This is a genomic window from Virgibacillus natechei, from assembly GCF_026013645.1.
Lineage (GTDB): Bacteria > Bacillota > Bacilli > Bacillales > Amphibacillaceae > Virgibacillus_L > Virgibacillus_L natechei.
In genome coordinates, this window is the sequence record NZ_CP110224.1 from 2083500 (window position 1) to 2099774 (window position 16275).

General features: G+C 36.5%; 16 protein-coding genes and 6 tRNA genes. 4 read left to right on the top strand and 18 right to left on the bottom strand.

Annotated elements, in window-relative coordinates; genetic code table 11:
* Window positions 1–45: 45 nt before the first annotated feature.
* Window positions 46–195, bottom strand: coding sequence for a 50S ribosomal protein L33 (gene rpmG, locus OLD84_RS10905; protein WP_209464773.1), 150 nt, complete (start codon window positions 193–195; stop codon window positions 46–48).
* Window positions 196–474: 279 nt separating this feature from the next.
* Between rpmG and OLD84_RS10910 the strand changes: the two genes are divergently transcribed.
* Both OLD84_RS10910 and OLD84_RS10915 read left to right on the top strand, forming a co-directional pair.
* Entirely contained in the window at window positions 475–705 is a 231-nt protein-coding gene (locus tag OLD84_RS10910; protein ID WP_209464774.1) for a hypothetical protein, read from the top strand.
* 41 nt (window positions 706–746) lie between these two features.
* Complete coding sequence (locus OLD84_RS10915; RefSeq protein ID WP_209464776.1) at window positions 747–1214, top strand: hypothetical protein; 468 nt, start codon at window positions 747–749, stop codon at window positions 1212–1214.
* 437 nt (window positions 1215–1651) lie between these two features.
* On the opposite strand, the gene istB is transcribed toward OLD84_RS10915, so the two are convergent.
* The 14 genes from istB to OLD84_RS10985 all read right to left on the bottom strand — a co-directional run bounded on the left by istB (window position 1652) and on the right by OLD84_RS10985 (window position 12497).
* Window positions 1652–2380, bottom strand: a complete 729-nt coding sequence (gene istB / locus OLD84_RS10920; protein WP_264917125.1) for an IS21-like element helper ATPase IstB — start codon at window positions 2378–2380, stop codon at window positions 1652–1654.
* Window positions 2373–3515, bottom strand: a complete 1143-nt coding sequence (locus OLD84_RS10925; protein WP_264917126.1) for an IS21 family transposase — start codon at window positions 3513–3515, stop codon at window positions 2373–2375. Before OLD84_RS10925 ends, istB begins: the two co-directional genes overlap by 8 nt.
* A gap of 9 nt (window positions 3516–3524) precedes the next feature.
* Window positions 3525–3851, bottom strand: a complete 327-nt coding sequence (locus OLD84_RS10930) for a hypothetical protein (RefSeq protein ID WP_264917127.1) — start codon at window positions 3849–3851, stop codon at window positions 3525–3527.
* A gap of 363 nt (window positions 3852–4214) precedes the next feature.
* The gene (locus OLD84_RS10935; protein WP_319961059.1) at window positions 4215–6299 is read right to left on the bottom strand and encodes a peptidoglycan D,D-transpeptidase FtsI family protein; all 2085 of its coding nucleotides are present in this window, start codon (window positions 6297–6299) and stop codon (window positions 4215–4217) included.
* 67 nt (window positions 6300–6366) lie between these two features.
* Window positions 6367–7638, bottom strand: a complete 1272-nt coding sequence (locus tag OLD84_RS10940; protein WP_209461905.1) for an MFS transporter — start codon at window positions 7636–7638, stop codon at window positions 6367–6369.
* A gap of 539 nt (window positions 7639–8177) precedes the next feature.
* The gene (locus OLD84_RS10945; protein WP_209461906.1) at window positions 8178–8789 is read right to left on the bottom strand and encodes a superoxide dismutase; all 612 of its coding nucleotides are present in this window, start codon (window positions 8787–8789) and stop codon (window positions 8178–8180) included.
* A gap of 223 nt (window positions 8790–9012) precedes the next feature.
* Window positions 9013–9085, bottom strand: a tRNA-Phe gene (locus OLD84_RS10950).
* Window positions 9086–9186: 101 nt separating this feature from the next.
* Window positions 9187–9279 (bottom strand) — tRNA-Ser (locus OLD84_RS10955).
* A gap of 13 nt (window positions 9280–9292) precedes the next feature.
* A tRNA-Ile gene (locus OLD84_RS10960) sits at window positions 9293–9369 on the bottom strand.
* Window positions 9370–9404: 35 nt separating this feature from the next.
* Window positions 9405–9480: transfer RNA gene (locus tag OLD84_RS10965), tRNA-His, on the bottom strand.
* A gap of 15 nt (window positions 9481–9495) precedes the next feature.
* Window positions 9496–9572: transfer RNA gene (locus OLD84_RS10970), tRNA-Met, on the bottom strand.
* Window positions 9573–9576: 4 nt separating this feature from the next.
* A tRNA-Asn gene (locus OLD84_RS10975) sits at window positions 9577–9651 on the bottom strand.
* A 305-nt stretch (window positions 9652–9956) separates the two neighbouring features.
* Window positions 9957–11582: a Na/Pi cotransporter family protein gene (locus tag OLD84_RS10980; RefSeq protein ID WP_209461907.1), complete on the bottom strand. Its 1626-nt coding sequence runs from the start codon at window positions 11580–11582 to the stop codon at window positions 9957–9959.
* A 279-nt stretch (window positions 11583–11861) separates the two neighbouring features.
* Window positions 11862–12497 carry an NfeD family protein gene (locus tag OLD84_RS10985; protein WP_209462155.1) on the bottom strand — a complete coding sequence of 212 codons (636 nt, stop codon included), beginning with the start codon at window positions 12495–12497 and terminating at the stop codon, window positions 11862–11864.
* A 175-nt stretch (window positions 12498–12672) separates the two neighbouring features.
* Between OLD84_RS10985 and OLD84_RS10990 the strand changes: the two genes are divergently transcribed.
* Entirely contained in the window at window positions 12673–13005 is a 333-nt protein-coding gene (locus OLD84_RS10990; RefSeq protein WP_209461908.1) for a hypothetical protein, read from the top strand.
* Window positions 13006–13041: 36 nt separating this feature from the next.
* Here the strand turns inward: OLD84_RS10990 and OLD84_RS10995 are convergent, their stop codons facing one another.
* Window positions 13042–13452: an MATE family efflux transporter gene (locus OLD84_RS10995; protein ID WP_209461909.1), complete on the bottom strand. Its 411-nt coding sequence runs from the start codon at window positions 13450–13452 to the stop codon at window positions 13042–13044.
* Between the two features lie 161 nt (window positions 13453–13613).
* Between OLD84_RS10995 and OLD84_RS11000 the strand changes: the two genes are divergently transcribed.
* The gene (locus tag OLD84_RS11000; RefSeq protein ID WP_209461910.1) at window positions 13614–13901 is read left to right on the top strand and encodes a DUF2624 domain-containing protein; all 288 of its coding nucleotides are present in this window, start codon (window positions 13614–13616) and stop codon (window positions 13899–13901) included.
* Between the two features lie 111 nt (window positions 13902–14012).
* Here OLD84_RS11000 and OLD84_RS11005 read toward each other — a convergent pair whose 3' ends face one another.
* Both OLD84_RS11005 and OLD84_RS11010 read right to left on the bottom strand, forming a co-directional pair.
* Window positions 14013–14906, bottom strand: a complete 894-nt coding sequence (locus tag OLD84_RS11005; protein ID WP_209461911.1) for a deoxyribonuclease IV — start codon at window positions 14904–14906, stop codon at window positions 14013–14015.
* 23 nt (window positions 14907–14929) lie between these two features.
* Entirely contained in the window at window positions 14930–16243 is a 1314-nt protein-coding gene (locus OLD84_RS11010) for a DEAD/DEAH box helicase (protein WP_209461912.1), read from the bottom strand.
* Window positions 16244–16275 lie beyond the last annotated feature (32 nt).

Sequence of the window (16275 nt, forward strand, 5' to 3'; positions counted from 1 at the left end):
CTTATCAATTATTTTGATAAGAGTTTATCTCATTGTGGACTCCAATTATTTTGTTTCACGATGCAACGTGTGTTTTTTGACACGTGGGCAATATTTCATAAGCTCTAAACGCTCTGGATTAGTACGCTTGTTTTTTGTTGAAATATAGTTACGCTCTCCTGTTTCGGTACAAGCTAAAGTAATATTTACGCGCATGATTTTCCCTCCAAACTTTTAGAAAAACTAGACTGAACCTTATTTAGGGTAGTCTTACTATTTTCTTATACTTAAGTCATTAGAAACTTCATATTCCTTACGTGTAAGAAACTTGCTTTATAACACCTTTTACTTCATTTCAGACTTAATTATAATAGCAGATATTTAGATAAGTATCAAGATCCTTATAGAAAAAATTAATGTTTTCACAAAGGGTTTTCTATGTTATAACTAATATTGTAACATAAAAGTATACATGAATGAAATGGAGGTAGTTAAATGATTTATGCTGCTATCGCAATAATTGTAGTTGCTATTGTACTATTCGGTTTATCCTTTTTTATGAATGATAAATTTGAAGAGCTGGAAAGTCAGGTAGAGCAACTTTCCATCTCAACAATGCAGGATACATATCAGATGAAGAAAAAAATTAAAATCTTAGAAGAAGAATTACTTCCCGAAGATATCACTCAAGATACACTCTCTCAAAACGATTCGAGTAATTTTTAAGTAGAGAATGTTACTATAGTTATGAAAAGAAGGAGAAAAATATGAAACAGCCAATACGCTCGTTCTCAATAGGCTTATTTACAGCTGGAGTCATTATGCTAGTCGGCGTTTATTTTTTTGAAACGCCGAATGATACAGAACAATTACCAGTTGTTGATGAAATGATTCCTGCTGTCGAAGAAGAAGGCTATCGAGTTCTAACAGAATCAGATTATATTTCGCTATCTGTTAATGAGGATAATAATGAAGACGATCAAGAAGATACAGAAGAAACCGAAGAAGATGAATCCGAAGAGGAGAACGAACACTCCTACACATTAACCATTGAACCTGGGATGCCTTCCTCTGATATTGGCCCATTATTAGTTGAAAACCAAATAGTGGATGATGCAGATGATTTTAATCAATACTTGGACGAAGAAGACTATAGCCTATATATTCAATTAGGTGAATACGACCTATCAAGTGATATGAGCTTTTATGAAATAGCTGAAGTCATTGCAAATTAAACGATATTGCAGCATGTTTAAATAAATGCTGCAATATCGTTTTTTGGATCAACACCAAAATCTAGGGTTGACAAACAGGTGTAATCATGAATCATAGTAACCGCTGCGGGAAAACACTACGCTTTCCATGGGCTTGTCCTCAGCCTCCTCGAAAAAGAAGAACACTTTTTCTGCGGGGTCTTCACACTGCGCTTTCCCATAGGAGTCTCCGTGTTTTTCCTCCGCTAGGAGCATTGGACAAAAGTAAAAAGATTAATGCTATAGAAGAATGATGCAGTGACTTAGCGGAGGAAATATACGCAGACTCCAGTGGGAGGAAAGGCATAGGTGAGACTCCGCAGTGCGGTAGCACAAGGAGGCTCACCAGCTGTGTTTTGCAACCTAAAAGGTTACAAGATTGCAATGAAAAGGTTAGAACTTTGCCAGCCCATATTTTATTATGATTGATGATTCGAAAGCGCATGTGTGACGCGATAACTATCTCCAGTAAAGCTCAAAATGTGTGCGTGGTGAATAACTCGATCCACTAATGCAGCTGTTAAACGTGCGTCTACAAATATTCTATTCCATTGACTAAATTCCAAATTGGAGGTAATCACAAGGCTAGACCTCTCATACCAATCAGATATCAATTGGAATAATAATTCAGCGCCTTCCTTACTAAATGGAACATATCCCATCTCGTCTAAAATAACCATATCTACTTTATTAAACCTGTTGCGTAAGGCTTGAAAGCGCCCTTCTCTCCAAGATTTTTCAAGTAGTTCTACCAAATCAGCCACTCGATAGAAACGGACTTCATATCCAGATCTACATGCCTTCCGCCCAAGCGCTGTAACCAGATGAGACTTTCCAGTCCCAGGTGCACCTGTTAAAATTAGATTCTCTTTTTTATCGATAAAATATAGTGATTCGAGACTTTCTCTATCCAATTGTGGAGGGAAACGAATATGTTCACTCCACCGGTAATCCTCTAATTCTTTTTCATTCATGAATTTCGCCTTTTTGATCAAACGCTCTCCTTTAGCTACCTCTCTATGTTCTAATTCCTGTTGTAATAAAGCCGAGATATACTGCTCAGGATTCTCGAAGGGAATCTGCTCATATATGTCTGCAACATATGCTAAACGTAACGATTTGCATTTCTCTCTAATCAAATTAGACATTCTCTACTTCCTCTCCTTTCAACGAATGGTTTAAAGGTTGAAGGGAGTCGTAGATACTCCAATTTACATCATACGGATGTGCAATCGAATCATGTAATGATTCATTTCCATTTTCTTTATCATCTACTGCTAACAATTCATAGAAACGCTCATCTATTTCTTGCATACTGTATTTTATTATTAAACTCTGTAACCAGTCGGCACGTTCTTTTCTGAGTTTCATTGATTCACTATTCAAATGATGCGCGATTCTTCCTGGAAGATATGGGAAGTATCTAGAATAGGTAATTGATCTTGGTTTCCTCATCCAATTTTTCAAAATGGATTGCCATGGAATTTCTCTAGAACGATTCATATATGGTCTAGGTCCCTTATAAAGCATTTCTCCTTGCGGAGAAACCACTTTAAAGTCATCCCAGTACTTAATTACGTACAATTGTGTATAGTGATAACTATTCGGTATGTGGATTTCCTTTCCATCAATTCTTACCTCACCATATTTATTAGCCGAAACCAGCGTTTTATTAAATACTGGATACTCTTTCTCAGGTAATGCGAGACCATATTTCTTTTCTTCCTTTATGAGATCAGCGATACAAATTCCCTTTTTATAATGCATTCTTAAATGATCATCCTGACAATGTTTGAACAATAACTCACGCAAGTGCGTCAAATCCTGAACAACCGGTGACGGCGTAAAGAAATTATATCGAACGTAACCAACCTTATTTTCTACATGCCCTTTTTCGTTTCCCTTTCTTGGATTACAGGCTATTGGCTCAAATCCATAGTGACTGGCAAATCGTTGAAAACCATCAGTGAAAATGGTTTCCTGACCATGACCTCTAGCCTTTACAACGGCTGCTGATAGATTATCTAACCGTAATTCCCTCGGAACAAAGCCGACTTGTGCAAAAAGTAGTTTAATACCTTCCAAAAAGCACTCTTGATTTTCTGCTGGCAATGGTGTTACAAAGCCTCCATTACTAAAGGGGAAACTCAAAATCAGACAATGGATATCTTTTACTTTCCCTTCATGTACAACTTCTGTAACTCCAAAGTCTATCTGTGCTTCCGCTGGGGGATGTGTTAACCTGTCATATTCCTCTTTTACTGTGTCAGTTTCATCTAACATTTTGTCTTTTCATTCAGCGATAAAGTTACAAACGGTTCGGTAAGAACCTGGGAACTTTAATTGCTGTAATTGTTTAAATATATTCTTATTATTCCTTCGCAATTTCTTTTTAAGTGCTTGGTCCTCCATTAGCCAGTCAGATACAATTTCTCCCCATTTTTCTTCATGCATCATACCCTTTTTAAATGGTGTTTTTTCCTCGGGTAATTGATCTTCATCCGCGTATTTCTTAACGGTTTTCCAAGCAAAACCGGTTCGTTTTACTATTTCATTAATTGATAGTGATTTATTATTACGTAAATTTTTGATATGATTAACTTCAGGCATTGCTAGCATCCTTTCACTTACCTCCACCATTAATTTGTTTAGTCGCTATTAACGGTAGGGTATTTTGTTAGGGCTGGCAAGCCTTTTTTATTTGTACAACCTTCTAACATTTTGGTTGCAATACTCTGTACTTTTATTATGCATTAAACACCAGCCGCCCACGGAAAGCGAAGTATATTTCCAGAGCGGATTTTCATCCTCATAAAGCTCAGTTTTCTCGTTGATGATAAGACTTCTGTCCAAGACTCCTAACTTGTGTCATTACCATAATTATTCACTTATATCAACCATAGATTTTGGTGAAGAGCCCGTTTTTTAGATAAAAAAAATACGCGAGCCATTTAATTAGGCTTCACGTATTTTTAAAATTATTTATTCTTCATCTTCTTCATTTTCCTCGTGCTCTTCATCTCTGTCTTCTTTTAGATCAAAATATGCATCCATAATTCCTTCTCCGATATAATGGTTGATTCCGCTAGCTTCCCCAGTATGTGGAACAACGACCGCAAAAGCTACTTCCGGCTCATCAAAAGGTGCGTACCCGACTAAACTGAGATTCTCTGTAGATTGATCAAAATCTCCCTCATCATCATATGCTTCGTTTTCTGCTGTTCCTGTTTTACCGGCAGGGTTGTAATCCTTATCTCCAAAATAGCTGTAACCCGTACCATTGGATGTTTGGAACACTTGACGGAATCCTTCCTGGACGCGCTCTATATGGCTTTGATCCATTTGAATTCGATTAAGTACGTCTGTGTTATGACGTTTGTAGACTGCCCCCAAGTTATCATCTGAAGCGACCGGATTTCGAATTTCTTTCAAGAAATGTGGGCGAACACGGTACCCATCATTAGCAATCGTTGATACATATTGTGCCATCTGCAAGGTCGTATATGTATCATATTGCCCGATGGCAAGATCCATAAAATTACCTGGATTATTGTTGGACAGCCCTTCATAGCCGGTAGACTCAAATGGATAATCAACACCTGTTTCAGCGCCAAGCCCGAATTGTCGGTAATAATTCCGCATCTCTTGCCAAGCAGCTCGATCAAATGGAATTGCTGAACCATCATTTTTAAAGTTATACTCTCCGCCCATACGCATCGCAGTATAAAACATGTATACGTTAGATGATTGCTGTAAGGCGTCCAGATCATTTACTAAGCCTAAATTTCTCCATGAACCCTTTGATGGTCCAGTGGGCATTTCTAAAGGTTCATCATAAAACGTTTGGCCTGGTGTAATAACTTCAGACTCATATCCGGCTAATACTGTTGCACCTTTTACTGTAGAGCCTGGTATGTGTGCATCATATAACGCTTTATATGCAGTATTACTAAACTCATTGTCTTCGCTGTCATAACTTTGTCCAGACACGGCTAATAATTCACCGGTTTGTGGATCCATAACAACAGCAAGCGCATCCTCCAAATTACGATTTTCATATGGGTTTTCACTTATCGCTTTATCTAGTTCATCGCGGACAATTTCATCCACACGCTCTTGAAATTCCATATCAATCGTTAGAACCAAGTCATTTCCACGTTGACCTTCAACAACTCTTTTGGTATCAACTACTGCACCACTATTATTAGTTGAATATTCAATTTGTTCCTTTCTGCCTCGTAACTCTTCTTCGTACTGTTCTTCTAATCCACTTCTGCCAACACGATCATTTCTGCTGTAACCTCTTGTTAAATAATAATCTTCTTCGTCAGCTAATATCCCTTGTTCTTGTGAGGTAATGGAGCCAAGAAGACTGTTAAACGTATCGTCATATGGATATTCACGATCCCAGTCAGTTGTAGCATTAATTCCCGGTAGATCGTCAAGGTTTTCAGCTACACGTGCGTACTCTTCTGGTGTTACATCTTCATTTTTCACAATTTGAGGTGTTAAGGAATAGGCTTTGTCAAGTTCACTCTTAATCGCTATTACTTCTTCTTCTTCTCGTGAAAAGCCATCGAGTTCATCGTCCGTAATTCGTTTTAGTACTGTATCATAATATTCAGCATTATCCATTTCCTCTGCCTCTTCAGTGGACACACGGCCTTCTGCAATTTCTGTATTTTTCAGATACCAGTATTCCTGTTTATTTCTTATTGTAATACTATCGATAGATTCCTCATCCATGGATATCAATTCAGCTAAGTCTTCGGCTACATCCATTCGATCATCTGGTTGTACGTCTTTAGCTGGTGTATATGTTATCGAATATAACGGTTTATTGTCCACGACAACATTGTGGTTATTATCATATATCTTTCCCCGTGGAACTGGAATTTTCGTCGTATCTTCGGTGGTTCGATCTATTTCATTCTGAAAAGCTTCCCCATTTAAAATCTGCACAATCCCCAACTGAAGAATTAGTACAGAAAAAGCTAAAAACACAACAAAGAATAGTATATTTAACCGGAAGGGAAGCTGTGCTTTTTTCTTTTTCTTTCTTTCCAATATTTTCTCCCCCATACAAGTTACTTCATACCCATTATATCATTTATTTCATTAAAAACGAACAAAATTAACGATTTTCTTCGTCTGTAATCTGATCTTTTATCAGTACTTCTTTTTTATTAGTACCTGTCAGGTATATATCCTTCATAAAGAAATATATGATCAAAGGCCCAGCACCGAAAATAACCAATAATAACGGAATAACCCGTTCAGCAGAGAAAATAGAAACTGCTATAAGAAAAATAACAAGGGTAACTACTCTGCCTACGTTAACGAATAATTCACGAACCACTATATACTCTACTCGTAGGTCTTTAGCTTTCCAGGCTTTGCCTATTACATCATAAGTCATTGATACATATGGCACGTTGATAATTGGATATGCAATACCTATACTTATTGCATAAATGATTAAATGCATAAAACTAATTTCGAATAGGATTATAAAAATGGAAAAATAAAGAATGAAAGATCCAATCAAAATAGCCTTTTTTCTCCTTGAGGGTTTTATAAATTTTGTAGCCACAAAATAAAACACTAACGAAAGTCCAGATAAGAACAAATTAAACATACCTAAAGCGAACTCACTATTTGTTACTAAATAAACCCAAATCGTAATAACAAATACAAATATACCTTCCCTTAAACCTTGTGCAAAGTGAGCATTTAAAACTCGATTCCAATTTTTATTATGATGTCTCTCTTCCAATATTCGCCTAAAGTGAAAGCTTCCCTCCGCCTGACGACGATTCAAAAAGAAGCTGCATACCACAGCACAAATAAACAAGATGAACGAAAGCGTAAAAATTGTGGTATAACCAGCATTTTCGGTCATTTTTGCGATAATTGTACCTGCTAACAACGGTCCAATCATTCCACCAAACGATTGCAAAACCCCTAAAATCCCATTAAAAAAATCCCTTGTATCAGGCTCTGTGATTTCAAAGGTTAATACATTAAATGCCAACCAGTAAAAGCCATATCCTATTCCCAACAGACTCCCTAATAAAAAATTATAGGTTGATGCGTTTTCTCCAATAATTAATACACTCAAGAAAAATATAGATAAAAATATTACACCTAATCTTAAGACAATAACACGATCAACCTTTTTGGCAAGTTTCCCCGCTAACACAAATGTAACTGGTTGAAATAAATATATGCCTAAATTATATACAGCAATGGTAATGTAATCACCTGATTGTTTCCATAAGTATATATTTACAAAGGTATTAGACAGGAATATCCCTAAAAAATAGAGACCTCCAACGGATAACAAGAGTAATAAATCACGATTTATATCTATTTTATTTTGAAATAGCTGCAGACCTTTTCGCATACCTCAATACTCCTTTTTTAATTAGTAATAGTGTGAGCAAATGAATATTAGATATGCAAAAGTCCATAATCCAAAAATAAACAACTAAATCAACCAAAAGAACAAAAGCGCAAGCGCCCGTTTAGCAACGTACAAACTGCGCCCGCGCATCGCGGGTGGTTCAACGTTGCCACGCAAAGTGGCGGTTTTAGTTGAACTTCCACTCCGCAATGAGATAAAGGAAACACGACGAACGAAGTGAGTAGATGTTGACTTTCACCACAAGGGTATAAGTGCGACTTTACTTCTGCCTGCGCCTGCCGGCTTGGCAATCAGTAAGTCTTCTTTTCACCCACAGGGCATAAGTGCGACTAAGCCTCTGGCGGAGCCAATCGGCAAGTCTTCTTTATCGTAGTGGAGGAGTGTGAAGTTTGATAGTTGCTGGGCGCTGGAGCTGGACGTGGCTATTCCAGTGTATAAGTTATCCACAGCTTTTAAATTCTATAGTTTCCTATGCAATAAAAAACACGAGAACTATATCTCGTGTTTTTTATTTATATTTATTTTGCTTCATTATAATTTTTTGTTACTTCATCCCAATTCACTACATTCCAGAATGCAGCAATATAATCAGGGCGTTTGTTTTGATACTTAAGGTAATATGCATGCTCCCAAACATCTAAGCCTAGCACTGGCGTTTTACCTTCCATCACTGGTGTATCTTGATTAGGTGTGCTTGTAACTTCTAGCTCTCCATTGTTAACAACAAGCCATGCCCAGCCTGAACCAAATCGACCAGTTGCAGCATTTCCAAATTCTTCTTTAAATTTATCAAAGCTGCCAAATTTTGCATTAATTTTGTCTGCTAATTCTCCAGATGGTTCTCCGCCACCATTAGGGGAAAGAATTTTCCAGAATAAACTATGATTAGCATGTCCACCACCATTGTTTCTAACTGCCGTACGAGCACTTTCTGGTACAGCATCCAAATTACTCAAGAGATCCTCAAGTGATTTTTCTTGGATGTCTGAATGCCCTTCAAGAGCACCATTCAGCTTCGTAACATACGTATTATGGTGCTTCGTATGGTGAATGTTCATCGTTTCTTTGTCAATTGTTGGTTCTAACGCATCATATGCGTAAGGTAGTTCTGGTAATTCAAATTTTGCCATTCCAAATTCCTCCTCTAATAAGTACTGTTTTTCTAAAGGATTGAAAATTCACCCTTTAAAGTAAAGGTTATCAGAGCTTTATTTTAGATGCAAATTTTATGCATAATTTCTAATGATTAACCTTCTATATATTAACTATATCCTTTTTACCATTCGACAAAACATAGTAATTATAATTAGAACAATAAAAAAACAAGCAAATTAGCAGCTTGTTAATAAGTGATGGCTCGGGACGGAATCGAACCGCCGACACACGGATTTTCAGTCCGTTGCTCTACCGACTGAGCTACCGAGCCATGTGTAGATTTTATTGTTCAGTTATTTTTTGGAAATTTTTAACTTTAAGCGTTTGTATAAATAATTATAAATAAGCTTATTAACTTACTTAGATTATGTATGGAGGAGGAAGAGGGATTCGAACCCCCGCGGGCTTTGACACCCCTGTCGGTTTTCAAGACCGATCCCTTCAGCCAGACTTGGGTATTCCTCCTAGTATTATTATATGGTGGACCCTGCAGGATTCGAACCTGCGACCGATCGGTTATGAGCCGATAGCTCTGACCAACTGAGCTAAGGGTCCGGCAAAAGAACAATTCATTTATTACTTAATTTATATGGGGCGACCGATGGGGATCGAACCCACGAATGCCGGAGCCACAATCCGGTGCGTTAACCGCTTCGCCACGATCGCCATGTAATTTTAAAATGGTAGCGGCGGAGGGGATCGAACCCCCGACCTTACGGGTATGAACCGTACGCTCTCGCCAGCTGAGCTACACCGCCATTCTGGCTCCACAGGTAGGATTCGAACCTACGACCGATCGGTTAACAGCCGATAGCTCTACCACTGAGCTACTGTGGAATAATCAAAAAAATTTGCAGAACTTATCTTAATAATTCATCGAATATCCTTCAAATTACTGTATAATAACGAAACATTTAAATTAACAGCGACGAAATATAATTTATCATGTATGACAAGATCTGTCAATATCTTTTTTAAAACTTTTAAATTAACATTTCGTTAATATTTCGTTCATCACGTTTGAAACGACATTATATACTATAGCATTTTCATTTATGGATTTCAACACTAATTAAAATTAATTGTTTAAAAATGTAAAATTGTAGTAGGGAGTAAGAGCGAAGCCCCTACTCCTTACTGAACTATTCTTCCAATACTTCTTCAGCAATATTTACAGCGTGATCACCAATACGCTCTAAATTACTTATAATATCAACGAATACAATACCTGCTGATCCACTGCACAGTCCCTCATTCATACGTATGATGTGTTTCTTACGGTAATTTCGTTCCATCTTATCTATTTGATCTTCCTTCTGTATAACTGCAAGTGCATCCTCTCTATCCGAACTATTAAGTGTTTCCACTGCTTGTTTTACAGTCAAAATGGTTAAATCAAACATATTATTAAGGTCTTCTTGTGCTTGTTCGGTTAAATATACTTTATTTGTTATCTTATAATCAATTAACTCAAGAATGTTTTCAAAATGATCTCCAATACGCTCAAAATCCCGGACCATATCCATTAGTGCTGTATGGTTGGAACTATCCAATTCTGACAGCGATTCTGCAGAAATAGCAATTAGATACTCGGTTATTTTGCGATCCAAATTGTTTAGAGCCCCTTCGATTTGGGTTGCTGTTTCAGAATGCTTTTGCTGTTGTGTTGTTAAGTAAAGGTTTGTTTCTTCCAGCCCTTTATACGCATACTCGCCCATTCGTATTACTTCTGATTTAGCCTGATCGAGTGCCAGTGTGGAAGACTGCTGTATGAAAATAGGGTCTAAATGCTTTGGTTTATATTCTACAATTGCATCTTCACCAGGAACCATTTTTGTTACAATCCACGCTAATGCCCCAATAAATGGAAATTGTATTATAGCATTGGCTATATTAAAACTGCCATGAGAAAATGCTATCGTCATTTCAGGATTTAAATTGAATTGACCCTGTAAATAGGCCACATACTGTGTGAATATTCCTAATAATATAAGTCCGACTAAAGCTCCTACCAAATTAAAAATAACATGTGTATATGCTGCTCTTTTAGCTGCTACAGATGCTCCTAAAGACGCTATTACAGCAGTAATTGTTGTCCCAATATTATCACCAAACAATACAGGAAGTGCAGCATCTAGGCCCATAGCCCCTTGTCCGTACAGTCCTTGAAGTACCCCTATCGTTGCAGTTGAACTTTGTACAATCATTGTAAATACCGTCCCGATCACCACACCTAAAATTGGTGATTGACTCATGCTTACCGTTAACTCTTGAAATGCTTCTAGGCTGCGCAATGGTGACATCCCACTACTCATCAAATCCATTCCAAAGAATATTGCACCAAATCCAAACACAGTTTGTCCAATATTATTGACTTTTATATTTTTAAAGAAATACAACATAAAACAACCAACAGCAATAATAGGAAGGGAATAGGCACTTATATCTATACCAATAATAAATGCTGTAACAGTGGTACCTACATTAGCCCCCATTATGACGCCAATGGCTTGTCTAAATTTCATAAATCCTGCGTTAACTAAACCAATTGTTAACACTGTTGTTCCAGTACTCGTTTGCAAAAGTATGGTAACAACAATACCAGCTAAAACACCCATAAAAGGATTTCGTGTAAACTTGTCTAGAATGTCTCTAAGGCTATCTCCAGCTATTTTCTGTAGGCCGTCCCCCATATATTTAATACCTAAAAGAAAAACACCTAATCCGCCAATAAATTGAAATATCAGTGTTTGAATATCGATCTCCATTAATTCTGTACCGCCCTTCATTCATGTTGAAAATTGTCGCATTCCTATACCATTATTAAATGAAGATGACTCTTTTGTAAAGTCTATTTCCGAATAATTAACATTAAATTAACATTAAATTAACATTAAATTAACATTAAGTTATATAAGTGCATTTCAACAAGGAGTATATCTTCCTTCTTATTAACTTCCCTAATATATATCTACCCATTCTCATTATAATTAAAAAATCAAAAAAACTCCATAAGCTATATAAGCCCATGGAAGTCTTCTTCTAAATTATTCGTTTTTTAACTTTTCAACAAGTATCTTTGTTCCATCTACTTGGACAATCCGAACGTGACTATCCTTGGGAATCCATTGCCCATTCGAAATAGCACTATAATATTCATTCTCAACTTTAATCGTTCCAATTGGTCTTAGATCATTCATGGTAATAGCCTCTTCATTAACCATCTCTTCATAACTACTATTCATTGAATTATAGCCAGCTTCTTTTGTTAGCTGATCTTTTAAGGTTAGCTTTGTCCACATTTCTCTTCGCTTGAAGACTTTCATGAAAAAGAAAGAGGCACCTCCGCCTAGAATAACACCTATCACAGCATACAACCCTGACGTTAAATCCGGTGCAGCTAAGGCTACTGCAGAAACCATTGCTGCCAAGCCAAGCGTAGCTAATGTTCCATCATTCAGCAATTTTCCATCAATAATAATAAGTAATATTCCTACAAAGTAAATAATAAGCATGATGATAAAGGAGCCTGTTTCTACGTATGCTCCAAAGTATACAGTAATAAAACCAATTCCCAATAATGCAAATAATCCGCGCGCATTAACTAAAACTTCACCAATCAAGAATAATGTACCTAATCCTGTAATAACAAATCCAATCCAAGTTAAAGAAAATATATCCAACATGTCTCCTCCTTCCTTACTTGTTGTACGTATTACCATTATAAAATGTTTCACTTTAAACTTGGCTAATCACCAAACTTTAATGCAACCCACGTTTACAACGCACGAGCGAACGTTGTTACAATGTTTTCAGTGGGACGAGTGATTTCCTATCTGCAAAAAAAGGGGAATGAATATGGAATTCTTCAAAAGATTTTTTTTATATGCCTTCATTATATTATTATGTATTAGTATACTCCATGATCTTACATTGGGAACTCCAACGACGCCAGAAATTAACTCAAATCCTATTCAATCGGATCATAACATAAAGTTTGATGCGCAATATGTGAAGGCGGATCCAGGTGAAACTGTTTTAACAATCGTAGAAGGAATAAACAATAATAATATTAAAAAAATGGCTCCCAAACAAATTATAACAGATTTTAAACTAATAAATCCATCTATAGATCCGCATAATCTTAGACCTAACCATTATTATTATTTTCCTTTATATACAAATGGATAAAGAAGGACTGAGATATGTGTCTCAGCCCTTCTTTCTTTAAAAAAATGGAATAACAAAAAGTGTAACTAAGATTGAAATTGCCCCTGCAACAATTGCAATATTTCCTAAAGTATCAGCTCCACGAGCTCTGGAAATAAATCCTAGAATGATGCCTGATCCACCTAAGATAATTGGCATCATAAAAAAAGATATGATGGATAAAGCCGCTCCTATCCACCCATAGACGCTATTCACGTCATCACTTCTTTCATTCTTTCTCTCCATTTCATGGCGATCATCTGCTGTCATTTCAGCAGCATATTCTTCGTCTCTGGAAATGTCCGATTCCATTCCAATAAATTCCTCATCCCTGGAACGATCTAGATTTATTCCCTCAAAGTTTTCATTCTTCATTTCACCATGGTTTGGTGGTTCCTGATGGTTTCTTCGGTTATTAAATTCATCCATTTTATAGACCTCCTTTGCTTCTGATTGAGGTGCATCTATAGTTTATGGACTTTTCATCATTATAGTGGTGTTACATTTTGGAAGAGCGTCTTATATTTTGGATGTTCAACTTTTTTAAGATTGTGCATATAGTAAATCAGATCTGTTAAGGAGTGTATAATATGTCCAATTTCATTAAAGAATTAGTAAGCAAAAAGTTAAAGCAACTGTCCCCTGAAGAATTACTTAATTATGCAAAGCAACATGGATTTTCATTAAACCGTGCTGAAGCCAACAGCATAATCAACTATTTAAGAACAAATTCAATTGATCCATTCAATCTACATGATCACAAAAAAATGTTTGAAGAACTTACTCAAATAACGAATAGAGAAACGGCTAATAAAGCACAGAAATTATTTAATGACTTAATACAGTCCTATGGATTAGGCCATTTATTTCATGAATAGGGGCTAGAAACCATTCATCAAGCCTTTAACGTAAATTGCCAAAGCCCGCACTTATTCAGTAACCAGCTAAAAAGGAATAACACCATACCAGAACAGCGTTATTCCTTCCTATTATGAATTAGCGATTTTTTCTTTCAGGTCCTTATCAAAAGTTCCTTCCTTAATCATATCTATTTCTAAATAATATGGTGCTTTTTTATTCTTTTTATCTTCCCCAACAAATGGCGTTTCCAAAATTTTAGGTAAATGCTGTAATTGAGGATGATGAACGACATCATGCAATGCATTAAACCCTATATGACCAAAACCAATGTTTTCATGCCGGTCTTTATGAGCCCCTCGTTCATTTTTGCTATCATTCACATGAATTACTTTCAACCTGTCCATACCAATAATTTTATCAAATTGATTTAATACTCCATCAAAATCTTGGACGATATCATAGCCGGCATCGTGTATGTGGCACGTATCCAAACAGATGGATAATTTATCGTTTTGCGTTACTCCATCAATAATTCTTGCCAGTTCATCAAATGTCCTACCTATCTCTGATCCTTTACCAGCCATTGTTTCAAGTGCTATTTGAACATCCTTGTCTTTTTCCAGAACTTCATTTAAACCCTCGATGATTTTGTTTATACCAGCGTCTACACCTTCGCCAACATGTGCCCCAGGATGAAGCACAATTTGTTTTGCACCAATAGCTGCAGTTCGGTCAATTTCACTACGTAGGAAATTAACACCCAAATTAAATGTTTCTGGTTTAACGCTATTACCGATATTAATAATATAAGGAGCATGTACTACGATGTCAGAGATCTTGTGCTCATCCATGTGTTCCTTCCCAGCAGTAATATTTAATTCTTCAATCGGCTTTCTTCTTGTATTTTGTGGAGCACCAGTATAAATCATAAACGTATTCGCTCCATAAGAAGCTGCTTGCTCACTAGATCCAAGAAGCATTTTCTTTCCATTCATTGATACATGTGATCCTATTTTTAACAAGTTTATTCCCCCTGCATAATTATTTATTTTCTATATTTTTCTTTTTTTGACATAGACCTTTTTATAGATTCCTGTTGTTTTTTCATCTTTTTCTTATAACCTGGTTTAACTTTTTTGGTTTTTTGTACATGCTTCCACGCCTCTTTATCTAGATTTGTGGTCGGTTTATTTCTTAAATTACGTTCATTCCAAGACTTTGATTCTTGCCATTCGCCGTTTTTTACATCCGCATAATTAAACGTTAATCCTTTCTGTTCTAGTTGCTCAATTAATCTAATATCATTTTCATGATAAATACTGATGGCTGTTCCTTCCAATCCAGCTCTTGCTGTTCTTCCCACACGATGAATATAAAAATCTTCCTCTTTCGGAAGCTGTGCGTTGATTATATGACTGACACCCTTTATATCGATACCTCTTGAAGCCAAATCAGTCGCAACAACATATTGATAACGTAGATTCTGAATTTCCTTTAAAACCCTTTTTCGTTCACGCGGAGCCAGTCCACCATGAATAATACCAACTTCCAGTCCTTTTTCCTGTAGGGAAGCAGCCAATTTATCTGCGATTGTTTTACCATTTGTAAAGATAATCGCTAAGTAGGGCTGAATTGTCTTGGAAACCTCCATAATTATGTCAGCTTCATCCCGATGCTTTCGTTCGATTAAGTGGTGCTCCATTGTTTCTGGTGAAAAATGATCATCCACTTTTACATGTAATGGATTTTCTAAATATTTGTCAAAAAAATGTTGTAAGCGTTGTGGTATTGTAGCTGAAAAGACCATTAACTGTATATCCTTTCTAGAACGGACCAATAATTGATCCACTTCGTTAATAAAGCCTAAATCCAGCATTAAATCAGCTTCATCTATAACAAAAGAGCTAGCGGAATAAATAGAAATAGCTTCTTCTTTAACTAAGTCCAAGATCCTTCCAGGAGTTCCAACAATAATGTGTGGAGGCTCTTTCAGCTTTTCCACCATCTTTTGTTTATCTGTCCCGCCTACTAGAAGCTTCGAGATCCATTGTTGGTCTTTATCAGCATAATGAATAATTTTTTTGACTTCATCGTGGATTTGCGTTGCTAACTCTCTCGTTGGTGCAGTTATAACAAATTGCACCTGTCGTTTGCTTACATCAATTTCGTTAAATAACGGCAGCAGGTAAGCATGTGTTTTTCCTGAACCAGTACGAGATTGTCCAATTACACTGGTCCCCTTTAAAACAGATGGAATAACTTGTTGCTGTATATCAGTAGGTTCACGAAAACCCAGTCGATCTACAACACCTTCCATTACTGGCTGAAAAGAAAACGTATTAAAATTATTTTTCTCCATATATAGTGCTCCTTCTAATGATAGTTTACCTA

Bases quoted from the DNA above. Each gene is read 5' to 3' on its own strand.
- rpmG (WP_209464773.1), bottom strand. From the start codon at position 195: ATGCGCGTAAATATTACTTTAGCTTGTACCGAAACAGGAGAGCGTAAC.
- OLD84_RS10910 (WP_209464774.1), top strand. From the start codon at position 475: ATGATTTATGCTGCTATCGCAATAATTGTAGTTGCTATTGTACTATTC.
- OLD84_RS10915 (WP_209464776.1), top strand. From the start codon at position 747: ATGAAACAGCCAATACGCTCGTTCTCAATAGGCTTATTTACAGCTGGA.
- istB (WP_264917125.1), bottom strand. From the start codon at position 2,380: ATGTCTAATTTGATTAGAGAGAAATGCAAATCGTTACGTTTAGCATAT.
- OLD84_RS10925 (WP_264917126.1), bottom strand. From the start codon at position 3,515: ATGTTAGATGAAACTGACACAGTAAAAGAGGAATATGACAGGTTAACA.
- OLD84_RS10930 (WP_264917127.1), bottom strand. From the start codon at position 3,851: ATGCTAGCAATGCCTGAAGTTAATCATATCAAAAATTTACGTAATAAT.
- OLD84_RS10940 (WP_209461905.1), bottom strand. From the start codon at position 7,638: ATGCGAAAAGGTCTGCAGCTATTTCAAAATAAAATAGATATAAATCGT.
- OLD84_RS10945 (WP_209461906.1), bottom strand. From the start codon at position 8,789: ATGGCAAAATTTGAATTACCAGAACTACCTTACGCATATGATGCGTTA.
- OLD84_RS10980 (WP_209461907.1), bottom strand. From the start codon at position 11,582: ATGGAGATCGATATTCAAACACTGATATTTCAATTTATTGGCGGATTA.
- OLD84_RS10990 (WP_209461908.1), top strand. From the start codon at position 12,673: ATGGAATTCTTCAAAAGATTTTTTTTATATGCCTTCATTATATTATTA.
- OLD84_RS10995 (WP_209461909.1), bottom strand. From the start codon at position 13,452: ATGGATGAATTTAATAACCGAAGAAACCATCAGGAACCACCAAACCAT.
- OLD84_RS11000 (WP_209461910.1), top strand. From the start codon at position 13,614: ATGTCCAATTTCATTAAAGAATTAGTAAGCAAAAAGTTAAAGCAACTG.
- OLD84_RS11010 (WP_209461912.1), bottom strand. From the start codon at position 16,243: ATGGAGAAAAATAATTTTAATACGTTTTCTTTTCAGCCAGTAATGGAA.